Origin of the sequence: Thermogemmatispora aurantia (genome assembly GCF_008974285.1) — a bacterium.
GTDB lineage: Bacteria > Chloroflexota > Ktedonobacteria > Ktedonobacterales > Ktedonobacteraceae > Thermogemmatispora > Thermogemmatispora aurantia.
The window spans coordinates 59,193-85,092 of sequence record NZ_BKZV01000008.1 but is presented as its reverse complement, the minus strand read 5'-3'; the positions used below and the strand labels follow the sequence as shown (position 1 = coordinate 85,092).

At 58.6% G+C, this 25,900-nt stretch carries 22 protein-coding genes and 1 pseudogene; 14 read left to right on the top strand and 9 right to left on the bottom strand.

Annotated features, from left to right (window positions below; translation table 11 throughout):
• Positions 1–222: 222 nt before the first annotated feature.
• Entirely contained in the window at positions 223–753 is a 531-nt protein-coding gene (locus tag KTAU_RS19585) for a hypothetical protein (RefSeq protein WP_151729956.1), read from the bottom strand.
• Between KTAU_RS19585 and KTAU_RS19580 the strand changes: the two genes are divergently transcribed.
• Positions 752–1,498 (top strand): hypothetical protein, encoded by a 747-nt coding sequence (locus tag KTAU_RS19580; RefSeq protein ID WP_151729955.1) that lies wholly within the window; start codon positions 752–754, stop codon positions 1,496–1,498. The genes KTAU_RS19585 and KTAU_RS19580 overlap by 2 nt on opposite strands.
• A 325-nt stretch (positions 1,499–1,823) precedes the next feature.
• On the opposite strand, the gene KTAU_RS19575 is transcribed toward KTAU_RS19580, so the two are convergent.
• The 3 genes from KTAU_RS19575 to KTAU_RS19565 form a co-directional block, all read right to left on the bottom strand.
• Complete coding sequence (locus tag KTAU_RS19575; protein ID WP_151729954.1) at positions 1,824–2,858, bottom strand: NAD(P)-dependent alcohol dehydrogenase; 1,035 nt, start codon at positions 2,856–2,858, stop codon at positions 1,824–1,826.
• A complete protein-coding gene (locus KTAU_RS19570; RefSeq protein ID WP_170293445.1) occupies positions 2,855–3,664 on the bottom strand; it encodes an iron-sulfur cluster assembly protein in 810 nt (269 codons plus the stop codon). The genes KTAU_RS19575 and KTAU_RS19570 overlap by 4 nt, the downstream gene beginning before the upstream one ends.
• 150 nt (positions 3,665–3,814) lie before the next feature.
• A complete protein-coding gene (locus KTAU_RS19565; protein ID WP_151729952.1) occupies positions 3,815–4,906 on the bottom strand; it encodes an amidohydrolase family protein in 1,092 nt (363 codons plus the stop codon).
• 514 nt (positions 4,907–5,420) lie between these two features.
• Between KTAU_RS19565 and KTAU_RS19560 the strand changes: the two genes are divergently transcribed.
• The 4 genes from KTAU_RS19560 to KTAU_RS19545 all read left to right on the top strand — a co-directional run bounded on the left by KTAU_RS19560 (position 5,421) and on the right by KTAU_RS19545 (position 10,441).
• On the top strand, positions 5,421–6,323 hold the full coding sequence (locus KTAU_RS19560; RefSeq protein WP_151729951.1) for an IclR family transcriptional regulator: 903 nt from the start codon (positions 5,421–5,423) through the stop codon (positions 6,321–6,323).
• A gap of 195 nt (positions 6,324–6,518) precedes the next feature.
• Positions 6,519–8,387, top strand: coding sequence for a pentapeptide repeat-containing protein (locus KTAU_RS22240; RefSeq protein ID WP_174844079.1), 1,869 nt, complete (start codon positions 6,519–6,521; stop codon positions 8,385–8,387).
• 229 nt (positions 8,388–8,616) lie between these two features.
• Positions 8,617–9,384 (top strand): 3-oxoacyl-[acyl-carrier-protein] reductase, encoded by a 768-nt coding sequence (fabG, locus tag KTAU_RS19550; RefSeq protein WP_151729950.1) that lies wholly within the window; start codon positions 8,617–8,619, stop codon positions 9,382–9,384.
• A gap of 196 nt (positions 9,385–9,580) precedes the next feature.
• Complete coding sequence (locus KTAU_RS19545) at positions 9,581–10,441, top strand: class I SAM-dependent methyltransferase (protein ID WP_112426897.1); 861 nt, start codon at positions 9,581–9,583, stop codon at positions 10,439–10,441.
• A 222-nt stretch (positions 10,442–10,663) separates the two neighbouring features.
• Here the strand turns inward: KTAU_RS19545 and KTAU_RS19540 are convergent, their stop codons facing one another.
• Positions 10,664–11,329 carry a thiaminase II/PqqC family protein gene (locus KTAU_RS19540; protein WP_151729949.1) on the bottom strand — a complete coding sequence of 222 codons (666 nt, stop codon included), beginning with the start codon at positions 11,327–11,329 and terminating at the stop codon, positions 10,664–10,666.
• Between the two features lie 176 nt (positions 11,330–11,505).
• Here KTAU_RS19540 and KTAU_RS19535 point away from each other — a divergent pair, with 176 nt between their 5' ends.
• A complete protein-coding gene (locus KTAU_RS19535; protein ID WP_151729948.1) occupies positions 11,506–11,796 on the top strand; it encodes a hypothetical protein in 291 nt (96 codons plus the stop codon).
• Positions 11,797–11,994: 198 nt separating this feature from the next.
• On the opposite strand, the gene xylB is transcribed toward KTAU_RS19535, so the two are convergent.
• Positions 11,995–13,542: a xylulokinase gene (xylB, locus tag KTAU_RS19530; protein ID WP_151729947.1), complete on the bottom strand. Its 1,548-nt coding sequence runs from the start codon at positions 13,540–13,542 to the stop codon at positions 11,995–11,997.
• Between the two features lie 190 nt (positions 13,543–13,732).
• Entirely contained in the window at positions 13,733–14,797 is a 1,065-nt protein-coding gene (locus KTAU_RS19525) for a sugar phosphate isomerase/epimerase family protein (RefSeq protein ID WP_228026546.1), read from the bottom strand.
• Positions 14,798–15,358: 561 nt separating this feature from the next.
• Between KTAU_RS19525 and KTAU_RS19520 the strand changes: the two genes are divergently transcribed.
• The 7 genes and pseudogenes from KTAU_RS19520 to KTAU_RS19495 all read left to right on the top strand — a co-directional run bounded on the left by KTAU_RS19520 (position 15,359) and on the right by KTAU_RS19495 (position 22,583).
• The gene (locus tag KTAU_RS19520; RefSeq protein WP_151729946.1) at positions 15,359–16,681 is read left to right on the top strand and encodes a branched-chain amino acid ABC transporter substrate-binding protein; all 1,323 of its coding nucleotides are present in this window, start codon (positions 15,359–15,361) and stop codon (positions 16,679–16,681) included.
• A 360-nt stretch (positions 16,682–17,041) separates the two neighbouring features.
• Positions 17,042–17,995, top strand: coding sequence for a branched-chain amino acid ABC transporter permease (locus KTAU_RS19515; RefSeq protein WP_151729945.1), 954 nt, complete (start codon positions 17,042–17,044; stop codon positions 17,993–17,995).
• A gap of 46 nt (positions 17,996–18,041) precedes the next feature.
• Positions 18,042–20,039, top strand: a complete 1,998-nt coding sequence (locus tag KTAU_RS19510) for a branched-chain amino acid ABC transporter permease (RefSeq protein ID WP_151729944.1) — start codon at positions 18,042–18,044, stop codon at positions 20,037–20,039.
• Between the two features lie 92 nt (positions 20,040–20,131).
• A pseudogene (locus tag KTAU_RS19505) lies at positions 20,132–20,713 on the top strand (ABC transporter ATP-binding protein); the annotation flags it as partial.
• Between the two features lie 6 nt (positions 20,714–20,719).
• On the top strand, positions 20,720–21,013 hold the full coding sequence (locus KTAU_RS22500; protein ID WP_443098650.1) for an ABC transporter ATP-binding protein C-terminal domain-containing protein: 294 nt from the start codon (positions 20,720–20,722) through the stop codon (positions 21,011–21,013).
• A 72-nt stretch (positions 21,014–21,085) separates the two neighbouring features.
• Positions 21,086–21,805, top strand: coding sequence for an ABC transporter ATP-binding protein (locus tag KTAU_RS19500; protein ID WP_170293444.1), 720 nt, complete (start codon positions 21,086–21,088; stop codon positions 21,803–21,805).
• A 232-nt stretch (positions 21,806–22,037) separates the two neighbouring features.
• Entirely contained in the window at positions 22,038–22,583 is a 546-nt protein-coding gene (locus tag KTAU_RS19495; protein WP_151729942.1) for a phosphoribosyltransferase, read from the top strand.
• A 170-nt stretch (positions 22,584–22,753) separates the two neighbouring features.
• On the opposite strand, the gene KTAU_RS19490 is transcribed toward KTAU_RS19495, so the two are convergent.
• Positions 22,754–23,635, bottom strand: a complete 882-nt coding sequence (locus tag KTAU_RS19490) for a class I SAM-dependent methyltransferase (protein ID WP_151729941.1) — start codon at positions 23,633–23,635, stop codon at positions 22,754–22,756.
• A gap of 235 nt (positions 23,636–23,870) precedes the next feature.
• The gene (locus KTAU_RS19485) at positions 23,871–24,272 is read right to left on the bottom strand and encodes an Hsp20/alpha crystallin family protein (protein WP_170293443.1); all 402 of its coding nucleotides are present in this window, start codon (positions 24,270–24,272) and stop codon (positions 23,871–23,873) included.
• A gap of 255 nt (positions 24,273–24,527) precedes the next feature.
• On the opposite strand from KTAU_RS19485, the gene KTAU_RS19480 reads away from it, so the two are divergent.
• Positions 24,528–25,892, top strand: coding sequence for an SWIM zinc finger family protein (locus KTAU_RS19480; RefSeq protein WP_151729939.1), 1,365 nt, complete (start codon positions 24,528–24,530; stop codon positions 25,890–25,892).
• Positions 25,893–25,900: the final 8 nt, after the last annotated feature.

The following is a 25,900-nucleotide window of genomic DNA, read 5'->3' as shown; positions in this document are numbered from 1 at the left end:
AAAGCCCAGCGTCACCAGAGCGTGCTTTCCGTGCTCCACTCCAGCCAAACTAGCCCGAATACTAGAAGACAGAGGTTTGTTCCTGGGCGGCTACCTTTACCATCAGGGGGAGACGCCCGGCTTCAAGGCCGTTCAATCTGGCTACCACAAGATGTAATCCTTCAGCTTCAAAGACAGGTTGCACGGCTTCCCGCACGACGGCCTTGCCAGGCGGATAGGTCGTCACATGTTGGCCAAAAAAAGGCTCAAAGGGCGCATCTGCAAGCTCCGGGGAGCGGAACGCAGGACAGAGCGGGCCGGCGTAGCCTGGTCATACGGACCGCTAATTTCAAACGACAGCTCGGGATTCCCTTCTCCACAGACAACACAGTAGATGATGAAGGGAATGAGCTGGGGAAGACGGGCCACCACTACACCGTTGCCAAGGGACAGGAGCAGGCTTACCTGCGGCTGCAGCAGGCCCGGCCAGAACGGCTCATCCTGGATAGTATCTCTGACTGATCGCCCCTCACTGAGAGTCACTGAGGCCCTTTTTCCAATTCTTCGGATATGCCAGGAGGGCTGATTTTGAGGAGGCTTCGGGATCTCTTGCTCTCCAATCGGAATGTCCCCCAGGACATCCTCGCTCCAGGAGCGCGCCTGCTCTCCCCCGAATCTGGAACGCAACTCTTCTGCCAGTTGATCAAAGCCAGGGGGACGCCTTGGAGAGAGCAGCAGCAGTGCTTGAATCCAGGGCTTCATGTGAAGGAACATGGTAATTCTCTCCTTCTCGCTCGCAATGAGCAGGTTTCTCTCAGCCATTTTCCTGGAGAGTGTTGGTCAACCTCTCTCACGAGCGCTGTCGCTCACTCTCTGTCTTTCCCATGAGAGGAGGAAGGTTGTAGCAGGATTCCACCTTCCTCGTGGGGATATGTTGCCTTCCCCCTCCCTTCCCAACTATCAGCAGAGCAGAAGGAAAAAGCCCCTGACCAGATCTAGCTACCCCTTCGTGTTAAGGCTGGAAGGACCAGAGATCAGCATCCTGGAACAACACTGGCCCAGCAAGCCACTCAGCAGCTCCAGTGATGTACATCTCCCAGAAAGAGCCAGAGGCTCCCACGTAACACGCCGTTTCATCCGCTGTAAAAGCGATACCTACCGTATCGGTTCCATCAATCAGATTGCCGTTAATATAAAGATCACCCATCTCACTAACTTCGGCATAGAGAGGATCAGCGGAGGCCAGACCTACGCCATAACCACAGATAAACTGATCCCTATAGAATACATAGTCAATTTCAGCTTCAACAGTGAGAGTAAAGTTGACTGCGGGATGCACCTCCCGACCCTTTCCCAGGATCGGGATTCTTCTACTCTGCCTCACTATGCGGTGTGGTCTGTGGAGTACGCTGGCCAGATCATACTTTTTTATGCCTGTCTGCGTCGTGCCGATCTGACACGACCTTTGGCCAAATCGGTGATGGTAGGGATCGAAGCGGTGGGACTCCAGTCTTTATGAATGCAGCCAGTCTAACTGCTAAATTGGATCTAACTATATTAGTTTATATCATGGGATATTGACAGAATCAAGGTCTTACAGAGATGCTCTTGCTCAGAAGCAACCTCGGATATAGCGCTATAAAGCAGCTCTGCCCTTCGCGCGAATGAGTTGAGATATCAGCCAGCAGCCCGCCCATCTGAGGAGGAAGCCCGACCCTGCTTTGTCAAGAAGAGGAGAGGGGGCCAGTTAAAGACTGGTCCCCCTGCAGGGTGGTGAGCACAGGTGCCTATGACCAGTCCCCTCTCTCCTGCTCACAGGCACTTTGCCAGCGCCTGGTTCCCCTTCAGGCGCCTTCAGGCACCAGAATGCCGCGCCCGTGCAGGCGCCCGCTCTCCAGGTCGTGAATGGCATCCAGGGCCGCCTCTAGTGGATAGACCGCCGTATGCAGCCGGACCTTCCCCTGTGCTGTCAGCGCCATCAGCTCGACCAGATCGTTGTAGGTTCCGACCAGGTTGCCGATAAAGTTAATCTCGGTCGAGATAATATCAATGGTCGGCACAACCAGACGACCGCCGTAGCCGATGACGTAGTAGTAGCCGGCGCGGCGCAGCATGGCAATCCCGCTTTCCAGAGCGCCGCCCTCGCCCACGAAATCCAGGATCACCTCGGCGCCCTGGCCTTCGGTTATCTCGCGCACCCTGCTCACCTCACTGCCATCGGCCAGCACCGTGTGATCCGCTCCCCAGCCGCGCGCCAGCTCCAGAGCTTCCGCCGACTTGTCGACAACGATCACTTCAGCGGGAGTCAGAGCCTTGAGACACTGGACGCCGATATGACCCAACCCACCGGCTCCGATAACCACTGCCTTGGTGCCAGGATAGAGCAGAGGCACGGCCTTCTTAACAGCGTGGTAGGCCGTCAGGCCGGCATCGGCCAGGGCCGCGATGTCCTTGGGAGCTAGAGAGGGATCAAGCTTGACCACCGCGCGCGCCGTGGTCTTTAGAAAAGTGGCCATACCACCATCGGTGGAAATCCCCGGGAAGGCTGAGTTGGCACAGTGCATGTCGTTCCCGGCACGACAAGCCCGGCAGAAGCCACAGGTAATGAGTGGATGCACAATGACCGTATCGCCGATGGCAACGTTGCTGACCGCTGAACCGATGGCATGCACCCAGCCAGCATTTTCGTGCCCTAGCGTATACGGCAGCGTTACACCCGACTTCTCGGCCCACTGCCCTTCGACAATGTGCAGATCAGTGCGACAGAGGCCAGCCCCTCCAATGCGCACAATGACATCGAAGGGGCCACTGATACTCGGTTCAGGCACCTCCTCAACCACTGGCGATTGATTGTAGGCATGGAGACGAACGGCTTTCATAGGGGATTCTCTCCTTCTTCGTTGTGCGCTGTCTCTGCGCCAGCGTGCTGGTAACGAGTGCGAAAGAGAGCGCTACACATAGCCGTATTGAAGAGCAGGCTCAGGCGCACAGAGCGCAGACGGCGCAGAAAGCTCTGCAAATCACCGGCAGGGATAGGCTCCCCTTGCTCGTCGACAAAGAGGGGTCTGCCTGCCCCCAACAATCCCAGGGCCTGCCCACGTTCGACATAGGCCCGGGCTGCCCTGCCCAGCGTCGATAACTGCAAGGTGGCTCCAGGTAGACACACGCAGGCCACATCAGCCGCTTCATCCCAAGAGAGATCTTCCAGACGCCGCGTCCTCAGCACGTCTTCACTCAGGCCAGCTTGCAGCAAACGACGCAGTAGGAGATCCTGACGCGTCAGAAAACCCTTGCGCAGGAAGGTACGCCGCAATTCCTGCAAGTCGCTGTCCGTCGTGACCTCATTGGGAAAAGCTGCAGCAAAACTGAGACCACTATTGACTGCCTCTGAGATGGTTTCTCCTTCACAGTGGTCGAGTAGATGCACTTGAACGCTGCTCACCCCTGGCACGGTTCGCGCTCTCTCGGCCAGGTCTGAGACCATCAGATAAGCAAAGTTGGGAGCACACCAGAAGGTCGGTAGCTTCAAAAAGATGTCGACCTTCGTCCCGCTGATTTCGACACGGTCGACGAACCCCAGGCGTACCAGGGGCGTATCTAGCTCGGGATCAAGGACATCGGCGATGGCCGCCCAGACTTGCTCTGGCCTCACGAGGGGAGCGCTCACGGCTTCTTGGATGGGCATAGTTCGTTCTCCTCCTGTCTCGCCATCGATACAGTCCATCCATTCGGAGAGCGGCAGCCGGGACAGCAGCTGCACGGATAGCGACAGCTCCTGGCAATCAGGCCAGGCTCTGGCCGCCGGCTGAGCTGCCTGGCCGCCGCTCAGCATAGCTCAAGCTCCTGTCTCAGCCCGAGCAGAGCTGCTGGCCTCGCTCGTTTGGGGCCTGCTCATACCTTCTACAGTGGACGCCTGTTGGGCTAGCTCGTCGTTACGTAGCTTCTTAAGCTGCTCCTCGGGGTCAATTCCGTAGAGACGCGCCGCATTCAGACCCATAATTTTGCGCTTCACATCGAGTGTCAAATCAACCTTGAACTCGTCCTTGAGATCCTGGGGCAACTCGAAGGCCATGAAGCGCTCAACTAGCCAGCGCGGCTCCCAGATGGCGTAATCGCTGCCAAAGAGGATCTTATCCGGCCCGACCCAAAAGAGCAGGTTAGCCATGATCTCAGCGAAGTAGCGCGGGCGCGGGTAAATAAAAGGCAGGGCCACCGCCAGACCGGCGTAGACGTTTTTCTCCTGAACAGCAATCCAGCAGAAATCTTCCAGACGCGGCAGGCCGACATGCTCAACGATGAAATTTAGCTCGGGGAAATGGGAGGCAGCATCGTCGACATCAGCGACATCGAAGGCATCACGATTGAGAGGATAAATGGTCGGGCCTTTGTGCACGTGGATATTAGTGATTCCCAACCTGGCACATTCCTCCAGGTAACGATAGGCTTCGGGGCTGGAGAGCTTGTAGCCCTTGGAGGCGCCACGCCACTCCGCGGTGTAGAGTTTGACTCCTTTGATATCCCATTCGTCTTTCTGGCGCCGTAGATACTCCAGGCCCGCATCACCATCGCGCGCATCCCAGGCGCCATTGAGGATAAAGCGCTCAGGATAGCGCTGTTTCATGACACTGTTTTGCTCAATGGTGTTGAAGCCATTGATGAAGAACTCGGTGAGGTAGGTGGGCTGGAGAATGGCCATATCAACATAGCCTTTGACAAATTCATCCTGGGCCATGCGCTCCGGGCTATAGCGCTCGAAGTCGCTGAGCGGCCAGACATACTCAGCTGGGGAAAGGTTGCGGTGATAATCATAGAAGCAGTCGATCCAGCCGCGCCCGTACTGGTTGCGCTGGTTGGCAGGACTGGCGTCCCAGAGGTGAGTGTGGGCGTCAATGATGAAGATCTCTTCGCCCGTCGAGGTACGAAACATTAGCTGGCCTCCTTTGTGTCCAGCAGGTCAACAGCGACCCGGGCAGTGGCTCCTCCGCAGCTCGCTTCGTCGAGACCAGCTTCAGAGCCAGCCCCGGCCCTCAGTAGATTACGAGCAAGCGCAGGAGTCAAAACGCACTACGCTCCCTACTCCTTCAGAACAGGCGAATCCTTTTTGCTTGTTTGCTTGCTGGGCAGTACGACTTGGGGCCATGCCTGCGCAGGCTGATTCGACCCGGCCACAGACTCCAATCAGGGCTGAGGTCGAGCCGGTTCCAGCCACCTTGCCTACATTGCCAGCATAGCACAAAACGGTATCAGTGTGTAGATTGCAATTTCATTATTTGAAATACTGTCTCAATCTGCTTGACACTAGCTTGACACTAAGACGCGGCTCAGTATAATCCCAGGTAAGGAAGACCCTGCTCTATCCGTTAAGGAAGAAGCGTAGCCACTACAGCCAAGCAAGCCAACCGTAGCCCGTACGCCCAGCCGTGCAAAGGAGCAATAGAGTTATGGCCAAGCGCTCTCACGCCCACCATCAAATTCAGACATCGTCCCCTTCCGAGTCTAAGCGTGATATCCTACGCTCGGCGCAGCGCGTGCTTGCAATCCTTGAGCTGATCGCCCGTACTCCTGGTGGACTGACCGTCCGAGCCGTGAGCAAACTGCTACAGCTTAATATCAGCACCTGCTATCACAGTCTGAATACGCTGCTGACCGCTGGCTACGTCGAGCGCCTCCCCAGTGGCCACTACGTGCTCGGGCCACAGATCCCGTACTTGAATGACGCCTACCTGCGCACACTCACCTACGACTGGCCAGCGACGGACCCGCAGGAGAGCTGGCGAGCCGTAGCGCGAGTCCCAGCTCATCAGCCTTCGCTGTCGCAACGGCTGCGCCCCATCCTTCACAGTCTGAGCGAGCGCAGCCAGGAGCCAGCCTATCTGGCTGGCTGGCGCTACGGTGAGGTGGAACTGCAGGCCATCGTCGAGCCAGCTCACGCCGAACGCATTCCAGGCATCTACATTGGCTATCGCGGCCACGCTCATGCCCACGCCCTGGGCAAAGTCCTTCTGGCCTATAGTCCGCCAGCCTTCGTCGAGGACTACCTGGCCCGTCATACTCTGATTCGCCTGACTCAACGGACAATCGTGGAACGTACTCTTCTCTGCGAGGAGCTTCACACCATCGCCCACCAGGGCTACAGTATTGATCGCGAGGAGCTACACGCCGACACTGCCTGCCTGGCAGCGCCTGTCAGAGATGCCCAGGGCCGAGTGATGGCAGCTATCGCTATCTCGTTTCGTAGTGATCTGCTCTCCCGCCGCGGGGAATGGCTCACCGCCCAGGTCCTGCGCGCCGCTCGTCAGGCCAGTGCCGAGCTACGCCTCAGCAGGCCATGCGAGCAATGCTAGCTGGCCTCCCGCAGGCTGGAGAGAATCGGCGCCGTGACCGGTTGACCTCTGGCTATCCGCCCATCCCTCGCAAAAGTCCTGTTCGACAGTCAAAAATAGACCGGGACGTACGTAGTTGTTTATAATAAGGGACACAGGAGCTGCTACCATTCACAATAGTGCGGAGAAGAGAGATCAAGCCAGGAGTCTAGTGCTATGGTCGAAACGTTGATTATTGGGGGCGTTATTATCTTCGTGCTGGCAGGGGGCCTGGGAATTTTCCTCGGCTTGCGTGTTCAGCGCCTGTTCATCGAAAGCGTCCGCAAGCAGCAAGCAGCTTGGGAGCGGGCAGAGGAGGCTCGCCGCCAGGTCTGGGAGCAGAAGCAGCAACGCGAGATGGCAGCCCAGAAACAGAGCCTGGCCAATCAGGTTGAGCAGTTGCGCAAGGCATACGAGGAACGCCTCAATCAGGCAATCAGCCAGTTTGGGGTGGAGCTGGAGCTGGCGCGCCTGCCGCGGGTGGATGAGACCCCCATTCTCTCGAAAGCTGCCGAGGAGGGGGCTGCCATGCCCGCCCATTGGCGGCCAGCAAATCTATATAAGGCCGACCTTTCGCAGCGCGACCTTTCCCATCGTTATCTGGGACGCGCCGATCTCCGTGGGGCCCGTCTGGTCGGAGCCAATCTTTCGATGGCCGATCTCTCGCGCGCCTGCCTGGCTGGCGCCGATCTGACGAGAGCTAATTTGACAGGGGCCAATCTTTCGTACGCTGATCTGCGCGAGGCTAATTTGAGCGAGGCCACCTTGCTGGTCGCAGATCTGCACCAGACCAATCTGATAGGGGCTCGTCTGGATAATGTCTATAGTGTGACAGAGGAGCAGCTGCGCTCGGCCATTCGTGGTTCACAGATTCACAGCGAGCTTGAAGTAGAAGAAACCTCGCCACGCATGCCAGCTGTCCGTCCAACACGTATTATCCCCGAACGCCCGGCTCCTAGCACGGGTAGCAGTGCCTCACGCTCGCGGAGTCACGATGGTTCTGCAGCAGCGGAGACTACCCTTCCAGCTAAGGCAACCAGCACCAACAGCCCACGTTCCGGCTCCGTTAGCGCCTCCCCAGGCGTGGAAGAGGCCGCCTCTTCCTTTGCCAGCGCTGTCATCCCGCCCACGGCTGGTTCCCCGGCCAACCAGGAATCGTCGAATCCGTCGACCTCTTCGCCCTTGTTCACAGCCAGCACAGCCTCTGAATCAGCTTCGGCAGGAGCTTCTCTGTCGGGCCACGAGGAGCAGGAAGAGCCGTCGGCCCCGGCTGCTTTGCCAGACGCCGCAGCCGATGAGACAGGCCAGCGAATGGAGAGCAACGAGGACTATTTTTCACCTGAGAGCCTGGCCTACATGATGGAAGAGCGACCAGCCGGCCAGCAGTCTGAGATCCCTGCCTGGCTGAAGGCCCTTGAAACCTCGGCAGGAGGCGCACCTCTGAATTTCACCACCAGTGCTGAGAGTGAACCCCAGGGCTTCCCTCCGCCAGACAGCGCTGATGAAGAGCATGGAGTGACTGCAGTTGAGAGCGCGGAAACCTCGTTCTACGCCTCCGAGAGCCTTGAGCAGCAGGAGGAGTTTCCCGCCTCTACTACTCTCCCCTGGACAGCTTCTACCTGGGAACGGGCCTGGAAGGAGGCCGTTGAGCGCGTCAGCTCCTTCTCCCAGGAAGAGACAGGCGCAGCTGAGGGGGAGAACAATCAAGAAGCCAAGGGATCGACGGCCAACGCCGCCCCATTCACCTTCCGCGTACCTGATACCGCTTACGAGACTCAGCCCATCAGCGGCAGCGAGGCGCAGGAGGAGCCTTCCGCCTCTGCTTCCTCCGCGACCTTCCCGCAGGTCCCGGAAACACCTTTCTCTGTTCCTACCCTGGATACGCTACCTTTCATCGAGCGCCTGGTTGATCCTCTGCCTCAGTCGGAGCGCACCAGCGCCGAAAGCCTGCTCGATCCCCAGGTGACTGATCATATTGTCGACACCCAGGAGCTGCGGGCGATCAAGCAGAAGTCACCAGCCCCTGGAGAGCAGGCCTCTTCGTAAAGAGGCAGGAGAGACTGGGCTTTCCCCAAACAAACCAAGGCTCCCTTCGCGCTGCAGCGCCCTACAGCGCTATAGAGAGAGTGATGTGCCTCTGCCTGAGGGCGAGCGGGGTGCCCTTGTCAGCTGAACGGCTCCGCCATTCCGACACTTCACAGGCAGCACAAATATGCTATACTAGAGCGGCAAACGGGCGGGGACGCCAAGGTACTTGACAAGGAGTAGATGTTTTATGGCCAGAGAACAGCATCTGCCACTGGAAGGCAAGATCGCGCTTGTGACTGGAAGTAGCCAGGGTATCGGGCGGGCAGTGGCTCTGCGTCTGGCTCAGGCGGGAGCTGATGTCGCCGTGAACTATTATCGCCACGCAGAAGCCGCCGAGGAGGTACGGGCCCAGATCGAAGCCCTCGGCAGGCGGGCTATCATGGTTCAGGCCGATGTGAGCCAGGAGGAAGATGTCATCCGGCTCTTCGAGCAGATCAACCGAGAGTTGGGACCGGTTACTGTCTTGGTGAATAATGCCGGAACCACGCGCGATAAGCTGATTCTACAGATGTCACTCGCTGATTTCGAAGATATTTTGAATATTAACCTTCGCTCAGCCTTTCTCTGCACCCGCGCTGCCCTCCGTTCGATGATGAAGGCGCGCTGGGGCCGGATTGTCAACGTAACTTCGGTCGCCGGCCTTCTCGGCAATGCCGGCCAGGCTAACTATAGCGCATCGAAGGCCGCCCTCATCGCGCTAACGCTGAGCACCGCTCGCGAGATGGCGAGCCGTAACATCACAGCTAACGCCGTGGCACCCGGTTTTGTCCCGACGGAGCTGACTTCCAAGCTGACAGAGCAGCAGCGTAAGCAGATGCTCGACTTGACTCCTCTTGGGCGCTTTGGGACCCCCGAGGAGGTCGCTGCTACCATTTGCTTCCTCTGCTCGCCCGAGGCCGGCTATATCACTGGTCAGGTGATCTGCGTCGACGGAGGCATGGCCATGCATATCTGATCAGCCGGCCTCCCTCTCTATTGGCTCCTCGGTTTCGATCATTCCCTCTGTTGCTGCTCTTCTTTCCTTCCGCCTTGCTCGGCTCCCCTTTTTTTGACAGGAGGATTTTCGGCGCAGGGCGACTGATCCTGAAACAATTTTGGGGCGAACTTGCTCTAATTCGATAACACCGACACCAGCTCAGGAGGCTCAACTGATGGGCTTGATTGAAACCGAGGAAACCAACCAGTTCACATTCGAACCGTTCGCCGCACATCACTTCTATACGGAGATTAATCGCGCGCTCGTGCAGCAGGCCCTGGCTCATTTGGAAGGGCAACCCCGTGAGCAGCCTTTGACCATCGTCGATATGGCCTGCGGCACCGGCGCAGTCACACGCCTGATCGCGGAAGAGCTGACCCGCCGCGGACGACAGGCGCGTCTCATCGGGGTTGACCCTTCCGCGGAGGCCCTACGCCGCGCGCATAAAAGCATGGAGGCCCTGGGAATGCAGGCCGAGTTCATCCAGGGCGAAAGCGAGGACCTGCCACGCATCGTGCAGAATGTTGACATGGCTTTCTTCTGCAACGCCATCCATCTGGTCGCCGACAAGCTGACCGCTTTCCGTCAGATCGCCGCTATTTTGCGCCCGGGCGGTATCTTCGCCTGCAACAGCGCCTTTTATGAAGGCACCTACGTCGCAGGCACCGAGCGCTTCTATCGGATGTGGACGCGCCGCGCTGTGGGTTGGTTGCGCAAGACTCACCCCGATATTCGTCCTTCGCGCGAGACCAAGGCTCAGGCGATGCAGTGGCTTTCTCCCGAGGAATACGCCACGCTTTTCCGCGACGGGGGCTTCAGCCGCGTGGAAATGACACAGAGACAGGTATCAATCTCGCTCGATGCCTGGAAGGACCTGGGCCAGTACTGGCTCTTTATTGAGGGCGCTCTGCCCGGTGTACCGCTGCCGATCGGGGCCCAGGCGCTGGCAGTAGCCGTCTATGAGGCTGGTCAGGAGCTGGGCGTGCAGGAGGTTCCTCGCATGTGGCTCCAGATGGTGGCGATAAAGGATGCCTGACGAAGCCGGCAACGGCGAGCCTACGGGAAGCCACTGCGCCACGGTTCACTGCTCGCTCTCGCTCAGCCAGACAACATGCGCTCTCTACCCATTTTCAATCAGCCGCCGCCGGAGAGGTTCTCCTGGGCTGGGCCACTGGCCCAGGTCACCCTTCCCCTGTCGTGGTCTGAGAGAAGCCGCTCCAGGCGCCGGGATGCCTGCGCTGCTGCTCGCCGGCAGGCATCAAGAGGAGGCAAGCGGCGCCTGGAGTACAGCATCGTAGAACTGTATTTCGTACTGATGGCTGAGACGTATCACCTGGGTCAGGCGCTGGCGCTCTGCCGGTTCGAAGTGCCGTTCGCTGAGCCAGCGCTCCAGGGGAGTGAGGCGCTCACTGATGGCCAGATGGGCACTGAAAAAGGCTACCTGGGAGGCTTCCAGGTTGTAATGGCGCATGAGCGCCGGGTAGACGCGAAGGCAAAGCCGGGCAAAGACTTCCTCGCTGGCCCCCACTGCCACCAGCCACTCCACCGGGGTAGCTGTCTCTACCATCCAGTAAAAGAAATTGAGCAGTGCCAGACAGGCCGCTAATGGCTCAACCTGGGCAAAGGCCGCTCGCGGTACGCCGACCGCCGCTCCGAAGCGCAGCAGCAGCTCAGGACCTCCTTTCTTGGCCGCCAGCTTATCGATGAGCATCTCCTGCAGCTCTAAATTGGGAGCGGCCCGCGCAATGGCCAGACCATCAAGACGATAGGCATCGCGGACAATGAGCCAGTCCTGCAGAGCAAAGAGACCCAGTCTCTCCCGGGCCAGCGTACCTGTCTCAATGCCGCTCCAGAAGGGATGGTGAAGAATGCGCTCACGCAGTGACCGTAGCTCCGGCGTGAGCAGCTGATCAAACCATACCATTACTTAGTTCCCTCTCGGTTGCTCTTTTTTCTTATCTCATGCCGACGGTCCGGCTCAGACAGCTTACGCCGTCTTATTGTTGCCGGGTAGACCACCGATCGGCTACACTGTAAGTGCAGTCGCTGCATACTGCTGCCTGCGCCTGAACAGGATCGGGAGGAGGTGGGAACAGAAGCATGCTGGATAACTTGACGCTTATCCCACTGTTTGCCTTTACCTTAGCCGCACTCATGTTTATGGGACTGGCGATCGACAGCTTTGTTGATCGGGGCCTCTCCTTGTCCAGCCTGGCACGCTTCTGCCTGGAGTTGGCATTGAGCAGTCTGCTGCTCTTACCTGTGGCCTATGTCCTGCTTGACGCCAGCGGCGAGTGGTACATCTTCATCGGAATCACTGCTTTGCTGCTGATAGCAGCACTCTGTGCCCTGCTGGGGCAGCTTGCCCGCCTCATCAGCCCTAGGCGCTAAGTGCGCCAAAGAGAGGGAAGCGCGCCAGACAGGTGTTGGTCAACCTAGCGCAACTTAACCAGAGGGCAGTCACGGCACGGCTGCCGACCTCGACACCGGCGCGCTTCTCTCTTTTGCTCCCTGTGTGCTTGCTCCAACAGCCAGCCTGACCGTTTCAGCCTGCCTTCGAGCGGGAGCTAGGAGGGCAGGAGGCAGGACCTAGCTGAGACCAGCCAGGGCGTGAAAGACGGTCCTGAGAGCAGGATAGAGAGCGCGATATTGCTCATAGAAGCGAGCATAGAGTGTGACCAGCTCGGGCCGCGGCGCCGTGCTTTCGACCACTCTGACAGTGGCCTCACAGGCCGCCTCAACCGAGGGATAGAGGCCAGCCGCCACTCCCGCCAGCAAGGCCGCTCCAAAGGCAGGCCCCTCGCTGGCATTGGTCACGGCCAGCTCTACACCCAGTATATCGGCAATGATTTGCCGCCAGAGAGGACTCTTGGCTCCGCCGCCCGTGGCACGCACCTGCTCTAGCTGCAATCCCTGAGCGGTAATAATGGTGAAGCAGTCCTTGAGACTAAAGGCCACACCCTCCAGGACGGCTCGAATAAGATGGCGGCGATCATGAGCGGCAGTCAGACCGATCCAACCGCCACGGGCATAGGCATCCAGATGCGGCGTGCGCTCCCCTTGCAAATAGGGCAGGAAAAGTAGCCCCGCGCAGCCAGGCGGAGCGCCCTCCGCTTCGCGTGTGAGCAGCTCATAGGCATCCAGATCAGTCCAACGCTCCAGAGCACGCTCAGGCAGTCCCAGATAGTCGCGCACCCAGCGCAACGAGAGGCCTGCTCCCTGTGTTACCCCCATCAGATACCAGGCTCGCGGCACGGCATGATTAAAGGTGTGAATGCGAGGTGTCGGACCTGAGCGATCGACATGAGGGGCCTCAGCATGGGCTAGCACCACCCCACTGGTGCCGATCGAGACCAGGGCAAGGCCAGGCCGCACGACGCCATTACCTACCGCCCCACAGGCATTATCGGCTCCCCCGCCAGCCACTGGAGTACCAGCGGGCAGACCCGTGAGAGCAGCCACTTCCTCCGTAATCGTACCGGCGACGGCATCCGCTGGCACCACCGGCGGCAGCAGAGCAGGGTCAAGCCCAATAGCCTCCAACACGGCGCTCGACCAGCTGCCCTCAGCTACATTCAGCAGACAGGTCCCGGCAGCATCGGAGATCTCCATCGCCATTGTTCCAGTCAGGCGATAACGGATATAGTCCTTGGGCAGCAGCACGGTCCGAACGCGCGCAAACAGCTCCGGCTCATGCTCGCGCACCCAGAGAATCTTGGGCGCAGAGAAACCCGGCAGCGCCGGATTAGAGACCAGCTCGATCAGCCGTGCAGCCCCCACCTGCTCGGTCATCCAGCGACACTGCGGCTCGCTGCGCTGATCCGCCCAGATGATACAAGGGCGAATCACCTGGGCCGCTTCATCTAACAGCACGATGCCATGCATCTGGCCAGAGAGGCCGATCCCCCGCACTGCTGAGGGTTGAACCCCAACCCTGGCCCCCTGCTCCAGACAGGAGCGAATCGCTTTTACCGTTGCCTGCCACCAGTCAGCCGGATTCTGCTCGGCCCAACCGGGACGCGGATGAAAGAGTGGATAGTCCACAAAAGCCGAGGCCAGAGGACGGCCATCCACTGCAGCAAAGATAGCTGCTTTCACGCCAGTGGTGCCCAGATCAATACCAAGTAGCGCTTCCATTGGCATGCATCCTGGAAAAACAGATCAGCAGAGTGGGGTCATGCGCCTGCTGGCCATAGCGGGGACTGCCTCCCATGCCAGGCAATCAGACGCAAGTAGGCCCGCGTCTTGCCTGACGACTGGCTTGCCCCGCACGGGCAACAAGACGAAGACCCCCTCTGCCGTCGCGCTTCAGCCTATTTCGTACTCCTCAGCGCTTCTTACGCTGCTGAATAATGCCATCGATATAGGCCTGATCAAGACCCAGCGTCTCGTAGACGATGCGATAGCCCTCGACAGCGTCGGCCCGCGCCCGCGCCTCGGCGAGAGCCTGGCGATCGATCTTGCGAGCCAGGTCATCGATAAAGGTCCACTGCAGGACTGAGCGACGCACCGCTGCGATCTGGTCCTCGGTATAGGGGTAGAGATCATAGCCAATGCGCTCGCCATGCTGGCCATAGCCAACATCCTGCAGCGTCATGGCCAGCTCCAGGGTCTGCATAAAGAAAGAAGCGCCGACCATATTATCGTCGTCAAAGGTGCCCCAGCCAGAGTTGGCATGCTGATGGCCCAGACGCCCCTCAGCATGCAGGAGGGCAGCGTACTCCGCCAGGTTTTCCCCGTTCATGATCAGGTGCTGCCAGTCCATATTGACCAGCAGCCGCGAAGTATCGACGCCCAGGCGCCCGATGCGCTCGATAGTATAGAGGCAGGCAGCGATATTGCGCATCAGGATATTCATAGCTGGTTCACTATTCTTATGCTCCAAGAAGACTTTGACGCCCTTGGAAGCGGCATGAGCGACAACTTCGGCCACCCCTTCGACAAAGAGATTCCAGGTGTGGGCGTAGTCGCGCTGAAAGTTATAGTTATAGCCCTCGGCCCCGGGCCAGATAATGAAATTGGCGCCCAGGGCGGCGGCCAGATCGACACCCCGCTTGAGGGTTTCGATGCCGCGACGACGCAGGGCCGGGTCGGGATTAATGAAAGCACCGAGTTTGTAGGTGGGGTCAGTGTGGAGGCCGGCGGCGATGCAATAGATATCCATCGGGCCCAGAGCGGCCTTGATAGCCTCGACGGTGTCCTCATTGATCTCGCCGGGATAATGGTACTCGAGGCCATCGACCAGATCGGCCAGTCCATCAACCACGCGCTTCGTGCGCGTGACCATGTCCTCATTAGCCACCTCGGGATGGTAGCCAGGCGGGACAAAGCGCGTGACGTTGGGACCAAAGGCCCAAATCCCAACGCTGTTTTTGATAGCTTGATGTTCCACTGCTCCCTCCTTAGAATGAGATTCCGGTGGACTGTCTCCGGGTACGGTTGTGTCTGTCTGGCCCCCGTTGCCCAGGAAGCAATCGCCGATCCTCCTTTAAGTATACACCCGAGGGGCCAGCAAAGGCGATGGGAAGGCTCGCTCAAGGCGAGTCGTTCTGTTCCCGAGCGGGCGGAGAGCAGCACGCCGGGAAGGTGCCGCTGATCAACCTGGCCAAGCGAAGCGCGCTGGGGAAGGATAGAGCAGGGTGAAACAGAAGTTCCAGAAGAGAAGCATAAAGAAGGTATTGACAGAGAAAACCGGGGGTCTTTATAATCAGCCCATCTACCAGCCTGGTTGATCTTGCAAGCCACATATCCTGCTGGTGGCAAATCCAGGTCACGTCAGCAGAAGGATGGTGGGACGGTGAAAGCAAGGCCGTGTGAGGTTTTACCAGGATCATAGCGTAATGACTCGTAGGGGGTGAATTTGTGCGCTCCCCAAAAAGTTGCGCTCACCGCCCTGCTTTCACCCGCTTTGCGCGGTGCAGACCTGGTATTTGCGAAGGAGGCTGTTCTTCACATGAAGAGAAACTGGTTACGCTTCATGGCGATGACGATGGGTATACCTCTGCTTGTAGTAATGCTGGTAGCCTGCGGAGCCGGCACGACAACAGGCACAAGCACCAGCACAACACAGGGGTCCACCATCATCAAGGTCGCCACTGATTTTCCAGTCAGCGGCGCGGACGCTGGTATTGGAAAATCGACCGAGAACGGAGCGCACCTGGCCGTTGATGAGGCCAATGCTAACCATGTGATCCCCGGCTATACACTGCAGTTCGATCCCCAGGACGATGTTGGTGCCTCGGGCGTCCACGATCCGACGAAAGGCGCGAATAACATGAAGGCCCTGGTCGGCGATGCTCTGGTGGCAGGCGTGGTTGGCCCACTCAACAGTAATGTGGCCCAGGCGGAGATGCCGATCGCTAATCAGGCCCCGCTGGCAATGATCAGCCCGGCGAATACCAACCCCTGCCTGACTAAGGAAGGGGCCGACGTGGGCTGCACCGGAGCAAATGACCTGGTTCCCAAGCTGCGCCCCACAGGCAAGGTGACCTACTTCCGCGTCGCGGCTACCGATGACCATCAGGGGCCCGCAATGGCGGACTACCTGTATAATACGCTGCATCTGCGCACAGCTTACGTCATCGACGATACGGAGACCTACGGCGCCGGCCTGGCTAAGTACTTTGTCCAGGAGTGGACAAAGCTGGGTGGCACGGTGGTCGATGGCAAGAGCCACAGCGTCAAGAGTACTACTTCCTATTTGAATCTGCTGACGGCAGCAGCAGCCTCCAAGCCCGACGTGATCTACTTCGGTGGCAACTACTCGACCGGAGGGCAGTTGATCCAGCAGCAGATGATGACTATCCCCGCGCTGAAGAACGCAGTCTTCGCGGGCGGCGATGGTCTGACTGGTAGCTCGGATTTCTACAAGCAGATCGTCGATTCGGGCGGTAAGGCCTACATGACAGTGGCCGCTCCCGATGTGTCGAAGATCCCCGCCGCACAGCAGTTCATCAAGGACTATACAGCGAAGTATGGCGATGTGGGTCCTTATAGCGCTGCCGCCTACGATGCCATGAATATCCTGATTCAGGCCATCAAGACGGCCCTGACCAAGACTCACACGCCCAAGGATTCAAGCGACGCGGCACAGGCTCAGGTCTTCCGCCAAGCGGTCATCGACGCTCTGAAGACGATTACGTATAACGGTATCACTGGCAAGATTTCCTTCGATCAGAACGGTGACACGACCAATAAGATCTTCACGGTCTATCAGGTCGCCAACGTGAATGGCAAGCCAGACCTGGAGGCGAAGGAAGTCGTCACCGTCCAGTAATACAGCGCAAGAGCAGGCAGGCCAGTCAGGCTTGCACCGTCTAGCCGGCTCTGATTCTCACTGGCCTGCCTTTCAGACTCCTACTTGCTGTAGCTGTTGCAGTCCTCGGTTGGCTGAAGATTCTCCCCAGGCTGGTGTCCCTGCGACTCCTGTTGCTCTTGCAGTGGTTGCTGTTTCTGTAGCCCTCATCGCCCACTTCAGCCGACCTTTCTGGATAAGGCAGGAGAAAGCCAGTCAGTCAGGCAGTTCGTTAGCCCATCAGTCCATCAGCCCCAAGTATTGACCGTTGCTTTCGCCTGCCTTGCCCCTACCCGTCAGATGCTGGTATCATAAACTGGCAAAAGGTGAGGTGCAGGTTCTATGACCCTGTTTTTGCAATTGATCGTCGAAGGGCTTGTCATCGGGTCGATCTATTCCCTGGTCGCCCTGGGCTATACTATGGTCTACGGGATCATCGAGCTGATCAACTTCGCCCACGGCGATATCTTCATGATGGGCACACTGGTAAGCCTGTTTATGGTGACGAACGTCTTTCACCTGACCGATGTTTCCAAGATGTCACTGGGCGGCATGCTCGTCATGCTGATTGTGACCTGCCTGGCATCTATCGTCATCTGTGCACTGCTCGGTGTGCTCATTGAGCGTATAGCCTATCGTCCGCTGCGCAATGCCCCTCGCCTGGCCCCCCTGATCTCGGCCATTGGCGTCTCGCTGGCACTAGAGGATATTGCGAAGGCCATCATTGGCCCTAATCCTGTTGCGGCGCCATACCTGGTCCCCCTGGTCCACTATAGTATCGGCTCGGTCGACATCACAAATACTGATATCATTGTGCTGGTCGTGGCCCTGGTGCTGATGGTGGGCCTGCAGTGGTTGGTCACTAGCACCCGCATCGGGCGCGCCATGCGCGCTGTGGCACAAGATCGTGAGGCCGCAGCCCTTATGGGAGTCAATGTAGACCGCGTGATTGCGATCACCTTCCTGATCGGCGCTGGTATTGCTGGAGCCGGAGGCTTTGTCTTCCTGCTCTCGACTAACAATACTGTCTTCAACATTGGCTTTGAGCTGGGGTTGTTTGCCTTTACTGCCGCAGTGTTAGGAGGAATTGGCAATCTGGTTGGTGCTATGCTCGGCGGTCTGGTGATTGGTCTGATCCGCGCCCTGGTGACCTATATCCCCGATCGCGATCTTCCTTTCGGCCTACCGCACGGTGGTGTTGCCTGGCAGGATGCGGTGGTCTTCGCTATCCTGATTTTGATTCTAGTCTTCCGTCCTACAGGCCTCCTCGGGCAGCAACTGGCAGAGAAGGTCTAGCTGCGAAGCGTGAGCACGCGCACGTTGCTATAAGAGGTACAACACGATGGCTATGTTGGTCCCTTCCCAAATCCTGCCACAGACAGGTGAGACCCGCCGGCTGCTTCTGAAATGGGTCATCGCTTTTTTGGTGCCGGTCCTCGTCTTTACGCTCGTCTGGAGTGGTGAGGCGATTCTGAATGCAGCCCTGCTGGCAATCTTCCTCCCCAGTAGCTTCTCAATTGCGGCGATTGCCGCCGGCCTCTTTATGCTGCTCTTTTACGGCATCATCATGGGGCTGACAGGCTATCTGGTGGCAGCCGACAGTGGTCGTCAGAGTCTGCTGGATCTGTGGATCTCAATGTTCTTCTTCACGGTGGTGCCGATCCTTTTGATCTACATCACCGCTAACCTCTTTGTGGGCCTGGCCGCCTCAGTAGTGGTCTGGGCCTTTTACTATTATGGGCGCCGTCTCGTTCGACGTTTCCGTCCCCCTGCTCCCCTTCCTCCTCTACCAAGCCTGAAAGTGCTTGATGCAGAGATGCGCGCGACCTTGCTGACACGCGCACGCCTCGGCAGTTTCTGGTTCGCACTTTCCTTCTCCTTGATCTGGTTATTGGCCGACCTGCTCTTCTACTTTACCGGCCAGTACGGCCAGGCTTCACTGGTGTTCCTGGTTTGGATCCTGCTGCGCAGCGTGTTGCTGCCTGTCGCTGGCTGGCTGTTAGGAAGTCTGGGCGGCCTGGTGGCGATCCGCCACGCCGTGCCGGCTAATGGCAACGGCAGCAACGGCGATCGTGCCGGTGCGCCAGTCAGTACACGCCGACTGCGCCTGCTCTCAGCAACCCGCGCTCGCGAGGAGGCGCGCGACCTGGTCCCCAATGATCTCCCTCTGCGCAGCACGGGCGCCCGCAATTTCTACCTCCTGTTGCTTCTCGCCCTGCTCGTCTTCTACCCCATGATCGACCCGTTCCTCTTCGGCCCGGGCACAGACTCTCGTCTGGACAACTACGGTAACGCCGGCTACTATGTGATTCTGGCTCTGGGATTGAACATCGTCGTGGGCTTCGCTGGCCTGCTGGACCTGGGCTATGTAGCCTTCTTTGTGATCGGGGCCTACACCTGGGCAATGGTTGGCTCACCCCAGTTGACAGTCCTGACGGGCATTCACATCAATCCCGATATCTGGCCCTGGCTCTTCTGGCCAATGCTGATTGTTGCCGCCCTGATTGCAGCTCTCTGGGGCGTCTTGCTGGGCGCTCCCACCTTACGCCTGCGCGGCGACTACCTGGCAATCGTGACGCTCGGCTTCGGCGAGATCATCCCCATTGTGGTCCAGAACCTGGATAAGTACACCAATGGCACCAACGGCCTGACGGGTATCTACTCTCCGGCCTTCTTTGGGGTACACTGGAATGTCTCGACTTCGGAGCCGTACTACTACTTGATCCTGGTGCTGATCGCCATCGTGTTGCTGGCGAATCTGCGCCTGCGCGATTCGCGCATTGGACGTGCCTGGATAGCGATGCGAGAGGATGAGATCGCCGCTGCCGCCTCGGGCATCAATTTGACGCGGACAAAGCTCCTCGCCTTCGCGGCAGGTGCCTTCTTCTCCGGAATCGCCGGCGCTTACTATGCAGCGAAGCTCAGTACGGTAACATCCGGCAACTTCAGCTTCAGCGACTCGGTAATCTATCTGGCAATGGTGGTCCTCGGCGGCCTGGGAAGTATCCCCGGCGTGGTAGTGGGTGCCCTGGCTGTCTATGCAGTCAACGTCCTGGTCTTGCCCCAGCTCGACGCCCTGGGGAACGATCCTAGCAGTATCATCTACCCGATCTATACGCACATCCTGCAGGTGATCCCCAATTTCTCGTTTAGCAATATCCGTAACCTGATTTTCGGGATCATCCTGGTGGTGCTCATGATCTTCCGGCCAGAGGGACTGATCCCCAGTACGCGCCGACGTCATGAGCTGCACCACACTGAGGCCGAAGGGGCAGAGATTACTTCGCTAGATACTCCACCTGGGGCCCCAGGCTTCGAGTCAGAGATGCGCGTCGAGTAAAGAGCTGCGAGCATGTGTGACGAAGTGCAACAGAGCGAGCGAAGACCCATGCTACCGAATATCGAGGTTGTTCCTAGCTGGAGGCTGCAATCATGACCGCTGAGCACGAGCAGGCCCCTCAGTCCACGCGCCAACCTTTGCTAGAGCTGAAGAAGGTGACCAAGCACTTCGGCGGCCTCGCTGCAGTCCAAGACGTGGACTTGGCCATCTACCCGCAGGAAATTGTGAGTATTATCGGACCGAATGGCGCGGGCAAAACAACGGTTTTCAACCTGATTACCGGTATCTATCTGGCCACTTCGGGTGAGATCCTCTTTGAGGGCCAGCCCCTGAAGAAGGCCTCCCCCCACCAGGTAGTGCAGCGCGGCATCGCGCGCACATTTCAGAACATCCGCCTGTTCAATAATATGACGGTGCTAGAAAATGTGCTGGTGGGCGAGCATCTGCGCCTGAAAGCTTCAATCCTGGACGCGGTCTTCCGCCCCCCCTGGGTCAAACAGGAGGAGGAGGAGGCTCGCCGACGCGCGCTTGAGCTGCTCAGTTTCTTCGGTCAGCATTTGGTCGATCGCCAGGACGAGTATGTGATTAATCTCTCCTACGCCGATCGCCGCCGCGTGGAGATCGCCCGCGCTCTGGCCTCGGAACCTAAACTGTTACTACTCGATGAGCCGACCGCGGGCATGAATGAGGCAGAGACAATGGAAGCCGTGCATTATATCCGCCGTCTACGCGACGAGCTGCATCTGACCATCTTGCTGATCGAGCATAAGCTGATGGTGACAATGGGCATTTCCGACCGCATTGCCGTGCTCGACTACGGACGCAAGATTGCTGAGGGGCTGCCCGATGAGATCCGCCGCGATGAGCGGGTGATTACGGCCTATCTCGGCAAGGCGGCTACCGCCGATCGCCAGACATGGCAGGTGGCACTTCGGCCCCAGCCGGAGGGGGAGGCAAATCATCACCATGAGTGAGACGCTGATTGTGCCAAGGGCTATGCTGCTGTTCGTTGATTACCAAACTGCCTCTTATGTGGGAGGGGATCGATGAACGAGGTGATGCTACAATTAGAGCACGTCGATACGTTCTACGGTCCCATCCAGGTGCTCCACGATATCAATCTGGAGGTGCGCCGTGGCGAAATCGTCTGCTTGCTGGGGGCCAATGCTGCCGGCAAGACGACTACGATGAAGACGATCTTCGGCCTGGTCCGCCCACGTCGGGGAAGGATCACCTTCGACGGACAGCGTATCGATAACCGGCCCGCCAGCGATATTGTCCGCCTGGGCCTGGCTCTGGTCCCTGAAGCGCGCCGCATTTTCCCGCGCATGACAGTATTGGAAAATTTGCAGATGGGCGCCTATACCCGTACGAACAAGGCTGAGATCGAGCAGGATCTCGACCACGTCTGTCAGATCTTTCCACGTATTAAGGAGCGCCTGAAGCAGATAGCGGGAACTCTCTCAGGCGGCGAACAGCAGATGCTGGCTATGGCCCGTGCTCTGATGTCGCGCCCACGGATGATGTGCATGGATGAGCCGTCAATGGGCCTCTCTCCTCTTCTGGTGGAGACAGTCTTTGAGACGATCGTGCGCATTCGTTCGGAGGGCGTCACGATCTTTCTGGTGGAGCAGAACGCCTCGATGGCCTTGAGCCTGGCCGACCGCGGCTATGTACTGCAGACCGGGAAGATCGTGTTGAGCGATACGGCCGCTAATCTGCTGCAGAACGATCTGGTGCGGCAGGCTTACCTCGGCGGCTCTTGAGTCGCAGGCATTCTACCTGACCCCTCTGTACTGCTCCTGCGCCGCTTTGCCCCGGCCAGCCAAAGGATCAAGCCTGCCAAGGCCCGCATAGCTTGCAGCCGGCTCGCTCGCGGGCCTTGGCAGGTTTTTTCTCTTGATGGTTTACCCCCTGTCCATGAGAGCAGGTCAGCTTTGGACCAGCGCACTGCGGATTATCTAGCCAGCGGGGAAGAAAAGGAGGTCATCGGATTTCATGATCCGTAGTTACGATTATGTCCATCGACACGGGGTGCGTTTTTTATCCTGGGAGGAGATCGCTTCATTAGGACGCAAGCTGTGTGAGAGCCTAGCCAGAGAACAGATCGAGGCTGTTGTTGGTATTGCTCGCGCCGGCCTCTTTCCAGCCACGTTAGCAGCCTGCGCACTGCGGCTTGACCTTTATCCAGTGCGTGTGAGTCGACGCCTTGAGGATGAAGTGCGTTTCCCTTCACCGGTCTGGCACGTACCGCTGGTCCCGGATGTCGCCGGCAAGCGTCTTGCTGTTGTTGATGAGATCGCCGATAGCGGGGAAACTTTGGCGCTGGTAGCGGAGCAGGCGCGTGCGCTTGGAGCGATTCATGTCGTGACCGCCGCCCTGGTCAGCCATAGCTGGGCACAGCCACAGCCCACGTGTGTGGCGCTGCAGACGGATGAGCTGGTGATCTTTCCCTGGGACCAGCAGGTGCTGATAGATGGTCGCTGGCAGCTCCACCCAGAGATGGCCAGCGCTATTGAGGCCCAGCAAGAGGCCGATTCCTAAATGAGGCATTGGCCACCCCGGCCAGGTCTCCTGCCTGGCCGGGGAAGTTGTCAGGCGTGCCGTCTAGGGCCATGATCACGCTCGTCTCCAGGCCCCCAGACAAGGCTGGTAGCGATCCGATGATCAGATGCCCCTACGGCAGCAGCCGGGCGGTTGGATGGCGCACAAGCTCAATGGCTCGTTGGCTCATTAGGATTAATAGCCCAGGCCGTTAGTCCAAAGCCCACGATAGTGTAGTCTTCTGCCGCCATTTCCTGCAGCATTTGCCGATAGACCTGCTCAAATTCGGCGTCGTCAATGACACCGCTGGCTAGCAAGAAGGGCTTGGTCAGGCAAAAAAGGGCTTGCATGTCTCTGTAGCCACTGTCATGCATGGGCATACCATAGGAACCGTCATAATAGAAGGCCCGGCGCTGGATGTCGATAAAGCCAGCTTGACGCAGGAGGCGCGCCAGCATGTAGACGATCCCCGTGGAGCTGCCGTCGACGGAAAAGGTCCGTTTCTGGAGGGCCAGCGCACGGTTGAGGCAGTTGTAAAGGCGCTGATACGCCGGGCTATTGCTCACCGGCGTTTCTATCTCGGTGAGACGGATGATGCCACCGGGACGGAGCAGGCGCCGGCATTCCGCAAGAAGGGCAGGCCAGGTCCGCTGATCCATAAAGGCCATAATCAGTCGGGCATTGACCAGATCAAAAGAGGCATCATGAAAGGGAAGGCGCTGGCGAGCATCCGCCACTTCGAAGGTGACATTGGGCAGTTCACGCACACGGGCAGTAGCGAGGGCATAATCGATCATGATCGGGTTGATATCGATCCCCACCACCTCCAGGTGAGAGTAGCGCGCCGCTAGCTCCAGGGCCCAGCCTCCAGGGCCACAGGCAATGTCGAGCACATGCCGAAGTTGACTGAGATCATCTAGCTCGGGCAATAAGCCCCCCATCGCTTCGCTAAAGAGCCGCTCCTGCTCAAGCAGCCGGGCAGTCTCCGCTCCTTGCTCGATATCGATGAAATAGCGGTTCTCCCCCGTGGAAGAGGTGAAATCGGCAGCCACGGTGCTTCTTCCTCCTTGTCCTTTGCAGCTCTACTTGCCGGTAACTCTCCAGAAGCCAGGCCAGTGCACGATCGCCAGAGAGATCGCACATCAGCCATCTCCGGGAAGGTGACTACAGACAGCCAATAATGACCTTCCTCTATGTTACCGCAGCGAAGGCAAACGCTGCCAGAAGCGCTCAGGGGAAAAGAAAGGCCAGGAGAGACATGAGCCGCCTGCGCTGAGGCAGCGTTGTTCAGGCCCAGGTGGAGGGATGGCCTGCCCCGCCCTGATGCAGGCCACGTGCCTGACCATGAGCCGAGAGTGTGAGATGAGCCGGGCGCATGGTGACGCTCAGCGGTAAGGCTACGACCAGGACACCGTTTCCATAGGTGACGGTAGCGCGCTCGCCATCGACTGGTTGCACCAGCTGCAGCTCGCGATGGTAGGCACCGATGCTCCATTCATCGATCAGCAGTTCTTTGACGTCTTTAAGCAGAGCACGCATATCTCCGTGCAGGATCAGGCGCCCGTCTTCTTGTAACTCAATGTGAATGTCTTCCGGCTCCATGCCTGGCATGGGAGCCGCCACCACTAGACGCTCGTTACTCCGGTACATCTTAACGGGTACGTGATGTATCTTTCGTCTCTCTTGCATGATCAATCCTCCTGCCAAGCTCAGAAACATGCTCAGCTGAGTTCGTTCGATCGCTTTACTGGTTGACTCTCTCTGCTTCTAAGAAGAGGCACGACACCCAGCCAGCAAGAGTGTCAGGCTCTGCTGCAAGCCGGGCGTACCATCCACTTATTGGTCTGTTTCCATGTTGACGCAGAACGAAAAGAACCCTCCTACAGAGCATGATCTCCTGCATATCCCCCATAGGAAGACGAAAGAGGGAAGAGAGATAAGACAGTGGAGACAGCATTAACGCCTGCAGTTCTTGCCAGTCTTGCTCCCGACGGGCAAGTGATGAAGGCGGGGCAGGAGCTGGCCAACCAGAGACACTGGCAGACTCTGGGTCAGGATGAGCGGGCCTTCTGGGGAGAATGCCAAGGCAGTGCTCTCTATCGTGTCTGCATCGACAAGCTCTCGCTGAAGACCTCCTGTACCTGCCCCAGTCGCAAGATCCCTTGTAAGCATAGCATCGGGCTACTCTATCTGGCAATGTCCAGCGCGGATACTGTGCCAGTCGCCGCGCCCCCAGAGTGGGTAGAAACCTGGCTCAAACGCCGTACAGCGCACAGGCAGGGAGGAGATCAGCCACAAGCGGCTCAGGAGGATAAAGGAGCCGCGTTAGCGATGACGCCAGAGGGGGAGCCAGAGCGTCAGCGGCGCAGTCAGCGACGCCAGCAACGTATGTTGCGGGGCCTGGAGCGCTTTGATCTCTGGCTCAGCGATGTGCTGCGCAATGGACTGGCCGATTTGCAAGGTGAGACGCTGCACCAGTGGGAGCAGGAGGCTGCCGCTCTGGATGATGCCCAGCTTCCGGGCCTGGCTTCTCGCCTACGCGCCTTGATCGCAATGCCGTATAGCCATCACAACTGGCCAGAGTCCCTGTTGCGTCAGCTCGGTAAGCTCGCTTTGTTAAGCGAGGCTTTTCGCTATATGGAGCGTCTGGAGCCTGAGCTGCAAGAGGATGTCAGGCAAGCGTTGGGCCTCCCCCTGCAATCAGAGGAACTGCTCTCCCGCGGGGAGCGCGTCCGCGATTACTGGTTATTCCTCGGTCAACGTGTGGAGCAAAGAGATCAGCTCTGGCAGCAGCGCACCTGGCTGCTTGGGCGACAGACAGGCCGCCAGGCCCTGCTCCTGCAATATGCGCCAGCAGGTAGGCCCCCAACCTTTACAGAGCATTACCCACTTGGCAGCGAACAGGAGGCCGAGCTGATCTTTTGGCCAAGCGCTTATCCGCAGCGCGCCCGGCTGCTAGAGGCCATTAGCCCTGCCATGCCGCTCGGTAGCTCGCCGGGGGCCGCGAGCTTCGCCGAGTTCCTGGCAACCGTGGCGGCAGCCCTGGCACGCCAACCCTGGCTTGAGCGCTTCTTGTGCGTGCTCAGTGAGGCAACGCCTATCTGCCTGGATAAGGGCCAGCACTGGTATCTACGCGATCGCCACGAGCAGGCTTTGCCGCTGAGTCGTGGTCCACACTGGCAGCTCCTGGCCCTCGCGGGCGGCCATCCGGTGACTTTCATCGGCGAGTGGAACGGAGAAGAGCTGTTTCCGCTGGCCATGATCAGCCCAACCGGGGGCTTTCAATCGCTGTTCTCATTCAAGAAGTAATTCGTCGC

Bases quoted from the DNA above. Each gene is read 5' to 3' on its own strand.
- KTAU_RS19575 (WP_151729954.1), bottom strand. From the start codon at position 2,858: ATGAAAGCCGTTCGTCTCCATGCCTACAATCAATCGCCAGTGGTTGAG.
- KTAU_RS19580 (WP_151729955.1), top strand. From the start codon at position 752: ATGGTAATTCTCTCCTTCTCGCTCGCAATGAGCAGGTTTCTCTCAGCC.
- KTAU_RS19520 (WP_151729946.1), top strand. From the start codon at position 15,359: ATGAAGAGAAACTGGTTACGCTTCATGGCGATGACGATGGGTATACCT.
- KTAU_RS19560 (WP_151729951.1), top strand. From the start codon at position 5,421: ATGGCCAAGCGCTCTCACGCCCACCATCAAATTCAGACATCGTCCCCT.
- KTAU_RS19565 (WP_151729952.1), bottom strand. From the start codon at position 4,906: ATGTTTCGTACCTCGACGGGCGAAGAGATCTTCATCATTGACGCCCAC.
- KTAU_RS19510 (WP_151729944.1), top strand. From the start codon at position 18,042: ATGGCTATGTTGGTCCCTTCCCAAATCCTGCCACAGACAGGTGAGACC.
- KTAU_RS19500 (WP_170293444.1), top strand. From the start codon at position 21,086: ATGAACGAGGTGATGCTACAATTAGAGCACGTCGATACGTTCTACGGT.
- KTAU_RS19585 (WP_151729956.1), bottom strand. From the start codon at position 753: ATGTTCCTTCACATGAAGCCCTGGATTCAAGCACTGCTGCTGCTCTCT.
- KTAU_RS19515 (WP_151729945.1), top strand. From the start codon at position 17,042: ATGACCCTGTTTTTGCAATTGATCGTCGAAGGGCTTGTCATCGGGTCG.
- KTAU_RS19485 (WP_170293443.1), bottom strand. From the start codon at position 24,272: ATGCAAGAGAGACGAAAGATACATCACGTACCCGTTAAGATGTACCGG.
- KTAU_RS22500 (WP_443098650.1), top strand. From the start codon at position 20,720: ATGAATGAGGCAGAGACAATGGAAGCCGTGCATTATATCCGCCGTCTA.
- xylB (WP_151729947.1), bottom strand. From the start codon at position 13,542: ATGGAAGCGCTACTTGGTATTGATCTGGGCACCACTGGCGTGAAAGCA.
- KTAU_RS19535 (WP_151729948.1), top strand. From the start codon at position 11,506: ATGCTGGATAACTTGACGCTTATCCCACTGTTTGCCTTTACCTTAGCC.
- fabG (WP_151729950.1), top strand. From the start codon at position 8,617: ATGGCCAGAGAACAGCATCTGCCACTGGAAGGCAAGATCGCGCTTGTG.
- KTAU_RS22240 (WP_174844079.1), top strand. From the start codon at position 6,519: ATGGTCGAAACGTTGATTATTGGGGGCGTTATTATCTTCGTGCTGGCA.
- KTAU_RS19540 (WP_151729949.1), bottom strand. From the start codon at position 11,329: ATGGTATGGTTTGATCAGCTGCTCACGCCGGAGCTACGGTCACTGCGT.
- KTAU_RS19545 (WP_112426897.1), top strand. From the start codon at position 9,581: ATGGGCTTGATTGAAACCGAGGAAACCAACCAGTTCACATTCGAACCG.
- KTAU_RS19495 (WP_151729942.1), top strand. From the start codon at position 22,038: ATGATCCGTAGTTACGATTATGTCCATCGACACGGGGTGCGTTTTTTA.
- KTAU_RS19570 (WP_170293445.1), bottom strand. From the start codon at position 3,664: ATGCCCATCCAAGAAGCCGTGAGCGCTCCCCTCGTGAGGCCAGAGCAA.